9 protein-coding genes and 1 pseudogene are annotated in these 9881 nt (G+C 62.1%); 6 read left to right on the top strand and 4 right to left on the bottom strand.

Going from position 1 to position 9881, the window contains the following annotated elements; translation table 11 throughout:
- Positions 1-289 precede the first annotated feature (289 nt).
- The 3 genes from JMN37_RS11015 to JMN37_RS11005 are packed head-to-tail and all read right to left on the bottom strand — an operon-like array spanning position 290 to position 1930.
- Complete coding sequence (locus tag JMN37_RS11015) at positions 290-562, bottom strand: type II toxin-antitoxin system Phd/YefM family antitoxin (protein WP_071573098.1); 273 nt, start codon at positions 560-562, stop codon at positions 290-292.
- Between the two features lie 10 nt (positions 563-572).
- Complete coding sequence (locus tag JMN37_RS11010) at positions 573-1400, bottom strand: nucleotidyl transferase AbiEii/AbiGii toxin family protein (RefSeq protein WP_252932176.1); 828 nt, start codon at positions 1398-1400, stop codon at positions 573-575.
- On the bottom strand, positions 1397-1930 hold the full coding sequence (locus JMN37_RS11005; RefSeq protein WP_143110551.1) for a type IV toxin-antitoxin system AbiEi family antitoxin domain-containing protein: 534 nt from the start codon (positions 1928-1930) through the stop codon (positions 1397-1399). The genes JMN37_RS11010 and JMN37_RS11005 overlap by 4 nt, the downstream gene beginning before the upstream one ends.
- A gap of 593 nt (positions 1931-2523) precedes the next feature.
- Between JMN37_RS11005 and JMN37_RS11000 the strand changes: the two genes are divergently transcribed.
- From JMN37_RS11000 to JMN37_RS10975, 6 genes are read left to right on the top strand one after another with little or no spacing between them, the layout of a single operon-like run.
- The gene (locus JMN37_RS11000; protein ID WP_252932177.1) at positions 2524-5553 is read left to right on the top strand and encodes a Na+/H+ antiporter subunit A; all 3030 of its coding nucleotides are present in this window, start codon (positions 2524-2526) and stop codon (positions 5551-5553) included.
- Positions 5553-6047, top strand: coding sequence for a Na(+)/H(+) antiporter subunit C (locus JMN37_RS10995; protein ID WP_070361859.1), 495 nt, complete (start codon positions 5553-5555; stop codon positions 6045-6047). The genes JMN37_RS11000 and JMN37_RS10995 overlap by 1 nt, the downstream gene beginning before the upstream one ends.
- Entirely contained in the window at positions 6037-7821 is a 1785-nt protein-coding gene (locus tag JMN37_RS10990) for a Na+/H+ antiporter subunit D (RefSeq protein WP_070361858.1), read from the top strand. Before JMN37_RS10995 ends, JMN37_RS10990 begins: the two co-directional genes overlap by 11 nt.
- Positions 7818-8339 carry a Na+/H+ antiporter subunit E gene (locus tag JMN37_RS10985; protein ID WP_070361857.1) on the top strand — a complete coding sequence of 174 codons (522 nt, stop codon included), beginning with the start codon at positions 7818-7820 and terminating at the stop codon, positions 8337-8339. The genes JMN37_RS10990 and JMN37_RS10985 overlap by 4 nt, the downstream gene beginning before the upstream one ends.
- Before the next feature lie 3 nt (positions 8340-8342).
- The gene (locus JMN37_RS10980) at positions 8343-8618 is read left to right on the top strand and encodes a monovalent cation/H+ antiporter complex subunit F (RefSeq protein ID WP_070478203.1); all 276 of its coding nucleotides are present in this window, start codon (positions 8343-8345) and stop codon (positions 8616-8618) included.
- A gap of 13 nt (positions 8619-8631) precedes the next feature.
- Positions 8632-9054 (top strand): monovalent cation/H(+) antiporter subunit G, encoded by a 423-nt coding sequence (locus tag JMN37_RS10975; RefSeq protein WP_070478204.1) that lies wholly within the window; start codon positions 8632-8634, stop codon positions 9052-9054.
- 474 nt (positions 9055-9528) lie between these two features.
- On the opposite strand, the pseudogene JMN37_RS10970 reads toward JMN37_RS10975, so the two are convergent.
- Positions 9529-9881: pseudogene (locus JMN37_RS10970) on the bottom strand (IS256-like element ISCau1 family transposase); the annotation flags it as partial.

Here is a 9881-nt window from a genome sequence, read left to right as displayed (position 1 = left end):
ATACGTCGCAGATGACAGTTGCGCAGATGCGCGAGTATATTGAGTCCTACATTGACTTCTATATCCATACAAGGTTGAAGTCGACACTTGGTGATGGTTATACGACCATCGCTGAGCATAGACAGGCACTGAGTGCATAACTACGAGACAAAGTCCCTCGTGATGCACTCCAACAAAACATCCGCAGCCCCTCGCACGTTTTTTCGAGGATTACTACAATCCACCTACTACACTTTGCAGATTTGGCTGGTTCAAATGGGGCGGAGAGCGCGTCGAAAAGCTGGTGAATCTAAAGCTCCGACGGGTCGATGCCAAACTCAGCCAGGACATCCTGGAGGCTGATGCGCTTGCCACTGTCGGTCAGCATTCGCGTGAGCGCGAGTGCCAGGTCCAGGACGTCCTGCCGCTCAGCCTCAAGCCGCTCAAACTCACCCGCCGACATGATGACGGCCACCGGCCCGCCACCGTCAATGATCACCTTGCGCTCATACAGGCCCAAACCAAACACATGGTGTGAGGCGTTTGCCGCAAGATCCGCGAGATCCACGTTGGAAGCAATCAATTCGGTACCCCTAACTGAAATCTATCCTTTTGACCAGGTCATTACTCCAGCGGATGGCGTCCTCTAGACCTAATATTTCGACTCCAGGAAGCGTCATATTCTCCACCGCGGCCCTATAAACATCGTCCCAGCCCTCGCCCCTAACAAATTCAGACGGCCATGAGTGATCGCCTCTGTACTTGAACGTTTGCTCGCACAGCTCTTTCGCCTTGCTATAGTCAATATCTTCATTAGCCACGAGTATCTGCAAATCTACGAGATCATGCGCTCGCTGACTATCAGGAAATGTAGCCGCATGTATTTTCTGTGCAATTTGGTGTTCAGGCTTCATAACCGGTACAGGGTCCGGTGCATCAAACCCCAGGTCCATGAACAACGATGAGAGTTCATCCGAAATCTGCCTGTCCACAGAGTCCGCAACATGTAGCTCGTTATGCGCCACCTCAAACCTCACGGTCTTCCAGTCCTTCCCTTCGTACTGGAGCTTGATATCAAAAGGAGTCATTACATACTGCGGCGGAACCCCTGCAGGGCTGGGCTTCTTCACCTGCTTCACTCTTCCAGTAAAGCCTTGCCATCCCGCTTCAAGTTTGTCCTCCAGTTCATCCAAGAAGTGGTCTTCGTCCTGCTGTCGCGCGGCATCGAGATCCTTTGTGGCACGAGCTCCACTGCCGTAGCGAACAGCCATCGCACTTCCGCCTTTGACCACTCCCTGTGGAAGCATCTGCGCAACTACAACAAGCGCCATTACGTTCTCTCGCTGTGCCTCACGCGCCTGATCGTTTTCTATGTTTCTGATCTTCTGTCGTAAGGACACAATGTTTACCGGCCGACTCATCCCACCAGCCCCTTCAGCTCCCGATACTGCTTGCCTCGAATAAACCCTTCCTGGTAGGCGTCTTCCACCATCGCCTCCCAACGGTCGGCCATAACTGCTGGGCGAACCTCCACGAGCGCCTCCGCGACGGGCTGCGACGGAATACCGTGATATTTCTTCACTTGAGCGTCTGGTGGAGCGGACCTAATCCGCCATGTTCCAGGCATCTTCCGGCGGTGTCGACGCGGCGAAGCTAGATAGACATTCTTGGGATTGAGCTCACCGATCCCGGTAACCTGCAATGTGGTTTCCCCACATGCATGCACGCCAGCACCTAGCGTGAGAATAATTTCGCGGAGAAAATCAAAATCGTCGGCGGCAGGATAGTACGGATCCCGATACACGCCACGCTCCCGCTTCTCGACGGCCCCTCGCGCCGCAAGCTTCCGCAACTCAACATCAGGCACGCCCCGCACACGGGCGAGGGCCGGAGTGACATACCCGTCGTTTTCCAAAGCGATTTGTCGCAGCATTTCCCTATACGTAACCATGGACAAACCGTACCGTTTTTGGTGCGGTTTGTCCATAGTCTTGCTCGCCTGGATCTTCGCCGCCCCAGCTCCGAGAGTTCATAGCGTGCGATTAGAAGCGTGCGATGCAGGTCCGCATTCTCGCTGGCCTGGCGTGATTTTTGGCGACCAGCGTCGCACTCCTTTAACGCCTCGACACGAACAGGAATCACGTGAAAGCCACGGCGCGCGAACCCGCCACCCCGGAAAAGTTCCCCGGCCCAGCGTGAACCCGGGACCTTTCTTTGTGGACAGCCGTCGCGAACTGCAGAAACGCAACCGTTGGTCGACCGGAACCAGTCCGAAACGCAAAATGGTTCCCGGACGCGGGAACTTTTTCAAAGAGGGCACAGGCGCGGGGCGCGGGCACAGGAGGGGCCAGCCAGCGGCGGGGCGGCCAGGGCGAAAGCCGTTCGCAAAATGTCGGAGCTGTGAGTACAGTGAGATTTTGTTGGTCGCGCCACTGATCATGACGCGCCTTGTTTCTAGTTTCGACGGTGCATGGTGGGCAGCTGCGTTGCTGTGGCGCGCCGAAGCTGAAGAAGCTAAGGAAGCTGAACAAGGAGGCCCGGGTTGTGTTGACGCTACTTGTCGCGCTGTTCGTCGCGACGTCGGCGGCGCCGTTGTTGATCCGTACGATCGGTAGATCGGCGTTTGCGCTGGTGGCGTTGGTGCCGCTGGGCGGGTTCGCGTGGATGGTGTACCTGTTCGCAAAGGGTGTCTTTGTGGATGGCGGGGAGATCGTTTCGCGGATTCCGTGGATGCCGTCGGCGGAGTTGAACCTGGATTTCAGGTTGGACGCCCTGGCGGGCTTGTTCAGTTTGATTATTTTGGGCGTCGGCTCCTTGGTGTTGCTGTACTGCTGGGGCTATTTCGATTCGAATCCGCGCAGGTTGGCCAAGTTTGGCGGGGAGCTGACCATGTTCGCCTCCGTGATGTACGGGTTGGTGATTTCGGACAGTTTCTTGCTGATGTACGTGTTTTGGGAGTTGACGTCGATACTCTCGTACATGCTGGTCAGCTACTACGGTGAGCGGGCGTCGTCGCGAAGGGCGGCGATTCAGGCGCTGATGATTACGACGTTCGGCGGGCTGGCGATGCTCGTCGGCATTAACCTGCTGGGCTACAAGACGGGGATTTGGCGCCTCAGCGAGGTGTCGCAGTTTGCGAATATTGAGAATACGCCTGCGATTTCGACGGCGATTGTGCTGATTATGTTGGGGGCGATGACGAAGTCGGCGCAGGCCCCGTGGCATATTTGGTTGCCGGGGGCGATGGCGGCGCCGACGCCGGTGTCGGCGTATTTGCACTCGGCGGCGATGGTGAAGGCCGGGATTTACCTGGTGGCGCGCCTGGCGCCGGATTTGGCGGTGGTGAGTACCTGGCACCTGGTGGTGCTTTCGACCGGCGTGTTCACCATGATCCTGGGTGGCTGGCTGGCGCTGAAGCAGCGTGACCTGAAGCTGATCCTGGCGTACGGCACGGTGTCTCAGCTGGGCTTTATCACGACGGTGATCGGTATTGGGTCGCGTGAGGCGACGATGGCTGGCCTGGCAATTACGTTCGGGCACTCGATGTTCAAGGCGACGCTGTTCATGATCGTGGGCGCGATTGACCACTCGACGGGCACCCGCGACATCCACGAGCTGTCGGGGTTGGCGAAGCGGGAGCCGTTTGTGGCGTTTTTGGCGGCGGTGTCGGCGGCGTCGATGGCGGGTATTCCGCCGTTCTTCGGCTTTGTGGCGAAGGAGTCGGCGCTGGAGGCGGTCCTGAACGAGGAGATGCTGCACGGCATGCCGGGTTACATGACGCTGGTGGCGATCGTCGCTGGTTCCATCCTGACGATGGCCTACTCGCTGTACTTCTGGTGGTCCGCCTTTGCGACGAAGCCAGCACACAACAACGGCGAGTCGAAGGCGGTGCGCGAGATGCACCCGATCGGCCCGACCCTGTGGATTTCGCCGGCGGTGCTGACCACGTTGACGGTGGTGTGCGGTATCTTCCCGGTGCTGCTGTCGACGGCGTTCAACGAGTACCTGGATGTGCGCTTCCCCGGCGGCGAGCAGGAGGAGTTGGCGCTGTGGCACGGGATTACGATCCCGCTGGTGCTGACGGCCGTGATTGTGCTGGGTGGCGTCGTCATGTTCTGGCAGCGTGCGTTGCTGAAACCGCTGCAGACGGGCAAGCCTGCGCTCGGCAATGGTGACGCGTTGTGGGACGCGCTGCTCACGCAGCTGCGGACTGCGTCGCTGCGGTTGACGGCGTCGACGCAGCGCGGTTCCCTGGTGATCAACCTGGGCGTGATTTTCGCAGTGTTGGCCGTGGTGCCGCTGGCGGCGCTGGTGCTGGGCCGCTCGAACGATATTCGGATGATGTTGTGGGATTCGCCGTGGCAGGGCCTGGTGGTGTTCATCATGGTCTGCATGGCTGTCTTTGCGACGGTCCAACGCAACCGCCTATCCGCCGTGGTGATGGTGGGGCTGACCGGCTACGGCATGGCGACGATTTTTGCCCTGCACGGCGCGCCGGATCTGGCGCTGACGCAGGCGCTCGTGGAGACCATCGTGATGGTGGTGTTCATGCTGATCCTTCGCAAGATGCCGACGGAGGTCGAGCCCCGCAGCGACGACAACCGGGCCCGTGCCTGGCTGTCGATCCTGACTGGCGTGTCGGTTGTGGTGATCGCCATGTTTGCGATGAGCGCGCGCACCGCCGACCCGATCTCGGTGTTCATGCCGGAGCTGGCGCACGACATCGGCCACGGCCGCAACACGGTGAACGTGCTGCTCGTGGACCTGCGCGCCGCCGATACATTCGGCGAGATCACTGTGCTGGTGATCGCGGCGACGGGCGTGGCCAGCCTGATCTTCGGCACCGGCAAGTTTGGGCGCTCCTCGAGGCGCCCGACGCTGTCCACCACCAAGCCGCGCTGGCTGGCCAGCGGCGTGGATTCGGAGACGGCGCAGAACCGTTCGCTGATGGTGGACGTGGCAACACGGATCCTGTTCCCGTCGATGATTCTGCTGTCCCTGTACTTCTTCTTCGGCGGCCACAACGCGCCCGGCGGCGGCTTCGCCGGCGGCCTGGTGGCGGCGCTGGCGTTCACGCTGCGCTACCTCGCGGGCGGGCGCCAGGAAATCGAGGAGGCCCTGCCTGTGGACCCGGCGAAGCTGCTGGGCACCGGCATGCTGTTCTCCTTCGCCGCGGCGGTGACCCCGATGTTCTTCGGCAACCCGCCGCTCACGTCCGGCTACACCACGGTCACGCTGCCGCTTATCGGCTCGTTTGACGTCACCTCGGCGCTCGTGTTCGACGCCGGTGTGTACCTCATCGTGGTCGGCCTGACCCTGCACATCCTGACCTCCATGGGCGGCTACCTCGACCAAGAGGAAGACAACCGCAAGCAGTACGCTCGCCAGCGCGCTCGTGAGCTGCAGGAGAAGAATAAACGACGCCGCGAAGCGCAGGCAACGAAGCGGTTGGCGCGAAAGAGGCGTCGAGAAGCGGTCACTGGTGACGGTGACGCGACGGCAGGGCGGGGCCGGGCGTCGACAATTGGGGCGCCGGTGCACACCACCGCGCGTGGCCGCGAAAGGAGCGAGTAATGGAAGCGAACCTGTTCCTGCTCATCGGGTCGGGTGTGCTCGTGGCCACCGGCGTGTACCTGATGCTCGATAGGGCACTGACCCGCATGATCATGGGCGTGCTGCTGCTCGGCAACGGCGCGAACCTGCTGCTGCTGCAATCCGGCGGGCAGGCCGGCTCCCCGCCGATCATTGGGCGCATGTCTACCTTGTTCGGCGAGCGCACCGCCGACCCGCTCGCGCAGGCGATGATCCTCACCGCGATTGTCATTTCGATGGCGATGGTCGCGTTCATGCTGGCCCTGGCCTACCGCCAGTACCGCTACCGCACCGACGACATCATCGAGCGCGACGAGGAAGACCGCGCGATCGCCGCCCGTCCGAAGACCCCGGCGGCGGCCCCCGACCACGACGCCTCCGACGACCCAGAGACCGGACGCATGAGCTCCGAGGGCGACGCCTTCGGCCCACGCTCCTTTGAAGACCCCGTCAAGGAGGCCGACGATGACGAATAACCTGTTCGAGTTCGCCCACTGGGCGCTGCCCGCCATGCCGATCCTCACCGTCATGCCGCTGCTGCTGCCAGCGCTGGCAGCGGCGCTGATCCTGGTCACCGGGCGCGCCGTCACCCTGCAGCGCACCATCGCGCTGACGACTCTGTTCGCGCTGGCCGTCATCTCGGGTGCGATGATCATCATCGCAGACGTCCACGGCATCCAGACCGTCCAGATGGGCGGCTGGGAAGCACCCATCGGCATCACGTTGGTGGCGGACCGCCTGTCCACCATCATGGTGTTCGTCTCCTCCATCGTGCTGTTCGCCGTCATGTGGTACGGCATCTCCCAAGGGCTTCGCGACGGCGACGAGGACGACCCAGTCGCCGTCTTCCTCCCCGTCTACATGCTGCTGTGCATGGGCGTGAACCTGTCCTTCCTCGCCGGCGACCTGTTCAACCTGTACGTCGGCTTCGAGGTCTTCCTCGTGGCCTCGTACGTGCTGCTCACTCTCGGCGCCTCGCCGGGGCGTGTGCGCGCCGGCATCGGCTACGTGATGGTCTCCATGGCGTCCTCGATGGTGTTCCTGTTCGCGCTCGCGCTGATCTACTCCTCCACCGGCACGGTGAGCATGGCGCAGGTCGGCCAGCGCATGGCCGAGGTCCCGGACGGCACGCGCGCCGCGATCTTCGCCACGCTGCTCGTCGCATTCGGCATCAAAGCCGCCGTCTTCCCGCTCGACGCCTGGCTCCCCGACTCCTACCCCACCGCCGCCTCACTGGTCACCGCGGTGTTCGCCGGGTTGCTCACCAAGGTGGGCGTCTACGCCATCATTCGCGTCCGCACCACCATATTTATCGACGGCTCCCTCGACACCCTCCTAATGTGGGTCGCACTACTGACCATGGTCATCGGAGTGATGGGAGCACTCGCGCAGAACGACATCAAGCGTCTCCTCTCCTTCACTCTGGTCAGCCACATCGGCTACATGATCTTCGGCATCGCACTCGGCACCGTCGCCGGCCTGTCGGGCGCGATCTTCTACGCCGTCCACCACATCCTGGTGCAGACCTCGCTCTTCCTGGTCGTCGGCCTGATCGAGCGCCAGGCCGGGTCCGCGCAGCTGCGCCGCCTCGGCTCCCTGCTCTACACCGCGCCGCTCATCGCTCTGCTCTACTTCATCCCGGCGCTCAACCTGGGCGGCATCCCGCCGTTCTCCGGGTTCCTCGGCAAGATCATGCTCATCCAGGCCGGCGCCGCCGAGGGCTCCTGGCTCGCCTGGGTGCTCATCGCAGGGGCCGTCGTCACCTCCTTATTGACGCTCTACGCCATGATCCTCGTCTGGTCCAAGGGCTTCCTCCGCGACCGCGCCGACGCCCCCGAATCCGTCGCCATGGCGCGACCCTCATCGCTTACCGAGCGCCACGACACCATCGCCGTCGACGACCGCGCCGACGTCGGCCGCATCCCCGTCGGCATGCTGCTGTCCACCGCGCTCCTCGTAGCGACCTCCGTGTCCATCACGTTCCTCGCCGGCCCGATCTCCGCCATCACCGACCGCGCCGCCGAATCCTCCAGCGACCAACGCATCTACCAACACGCCGTCCTCTCCGGCGACCCCACCAACCCAACCCGGGACCTCGACGCCTTCCGCCAACCCACCGACTCCGGCGGCGGCAAAGACGCGCTCGCCCGCAAATCAGCGCGCTCCGCTGACGGAGAGGACGTCGTCACGACAGAACGAGTCCCCCTCCCCGCCAGCGCAACCGCCGAACCGACAGGAGCACACCGATGAACCACCTCCTCACCGGCATCCGAAACCGCTTCCGCGGCGCCTTCGTCCTCTGGCTCGCATTCATGTGGGTCCTCATGCAAGGCGACCTGACCTGGGGCAACGTCGCCGCCGGACTGGCGCTCGGCGTCCTGATCGTGCTCGTGCTGCCGCTGCCGAATATCCCCCGCAGCGGCAACAAAATCCACTGGGGCAAACTGCTGCTGTTCGTGCTGCAGTGGTTCGCCGACCTCATCGTCGCCTCCGCGAAAGTCTCTTGGCTCGCGCTGCGGCCCGCCGCCCCACCCAAGAATGCCATCCTCCGCGTGCCCATGCGCGTCTCCGACGACCTGGTCCTCTACCTCGCCACCTGCGCCTACAACCTGCAACCCGGCGGCAGCGTCACCGACATCGACATCGCCAACCGCGAATGGACCATCCACGTCCTCCACGCCGACAACCAAACCGACATCGACCGCGAAATCGCCAACGTAGCCAAACTCGAGCGCCAAATGATCGACATCTTCGAAAGCAGGCGATAGCCTATGAACCCCCAGGTATACAACGCATTCCTCATCGTCGCCGGCATCTTCCTCGCCATCGGCTTCCTCGTGCTGGCCTGGCGAGTCATCGTCGGCCCCGACTCCATGGACCGCGTCCTCGGCAACGACGCCATCACCGCATCACTCCAATGCATGCTGGCCCTCTACATCTGCTGGACGCTCGACACCACCGTCGTCAACGTCATGATGGTGATCGCGCTCCTCGGCTTCATCGCCTCCCTGTCCGTCGCCCGCTTCCGCAAACGCGACAACTCTTAGGAAGGACCCACCAATGACACTCGCATTCTTCCTCGACACCGCCTCCCTCGTCTTCATCCTCCCCGGCGCATTCATGGTGTTCTCCGCCGCCATCGGCACCGCCCGCTTCCAATCCACCATGGCGCGCATCCATGCCATCACGAAGCCCCAAACCACGGGGCTAGTCCTCATGATCATCGGCACGATTATTCGACTCTCGAATGGGCAGGCCGGAGGGGCCGCCGGCACCGGCGAGGCTGTCGGCGCCCACGAACTTCACGACATCGGCGTCATCCTCATCCTGCTCATCTTCGCCCTGATGACCAACCCCGTCACCGCGCAGCGCCTCGGCCGCGTCGCCCGCCGCGAAGGCCTCTACGGCAACCCCGACACCCTAAGCCGCAACGACCGCCCCGCCGCCTACCACCCCAAGCGCGTCGACCCCACCAAGAAGTAGGACGTGCTGGGCTTTCTGCCGCTGCTGGGGCTGATGCGCACCAAATTCCTGTTTTTTGGAAGCGCGCCTGGGCGTTTCCCCAGGTCGCTGGGTGCGTGGGTGGGAATGTGGTGCGCTGCACCGTCGCCCCAGCTGCCTCGAGTGACAAAGGACGCAATTCTTGTTGGAGGAAGGGGTAAAAGCCCAGTTCGCGGAAAGGGGTTGCGTCCTTTGTCACTCACGCCCTATCCCACGCACCAAATTCCCTCACGAGCTTCCAACCACCTGGGCTTGTTCCAGCCCGCTCCGCAGAAATCCAGGATTTTGGTGTCATCCCAGCCGGCACGCACACCAAATTCCTGGATTCCGCGAAGACCCCAAAGCGTTTCCCCAGGTCGCGCGCACCCGACGTGGGAATTTGGTGCGCAGCAGCGGCTTAAGGGACATTTTGTGTGTTTTTACGGCGTGTCGCGATAAGGGACATTTTGTGTGTGTTTAGCTGCGTCCAGCCCACCCTTTTCTCACGCCTAAGCTGGGGTTCCACTGATGATCAATGCCGGTATCGAATTCTTTCGGCCGCCCATCCAGGTGACCGCGGCGTTGTAGTTCTTCTTTTGCCCACGCAGCTCGTGCGGCCTTCTCGCCGACGCGTCCGAAGTCTTGTTGCCGGGCAAGCTCAAGAGGCGGTACCGGGTCTTGCGTGTGCATGTATAGCCACCAGTCCATGGTGATGCGTTGATGTTCATCGAACATGCCACGGTGCTGGCCAGCTTTGTCTTTGAGCTGCTTGTTTATCCCGCCTTCTAGCAGGTTCGTGGTGGCTTTTACATCTTGTGTCACGCCCTCTG

It is taken from the genome of Corynebacterium lipophilum, from assembly GCF_024102595.1.
Taxonomy (GTDB): domain Bacteria; phylum Actinomycetota; class Actinomycetes; order Mycobacteriales; family Mycobacteriaceae; genus Corynebacterium; species Corynebacterium pseudogenitalium.
This window is presented reverse-complemented; position numbering and strand designations above follow the sequence as displayed.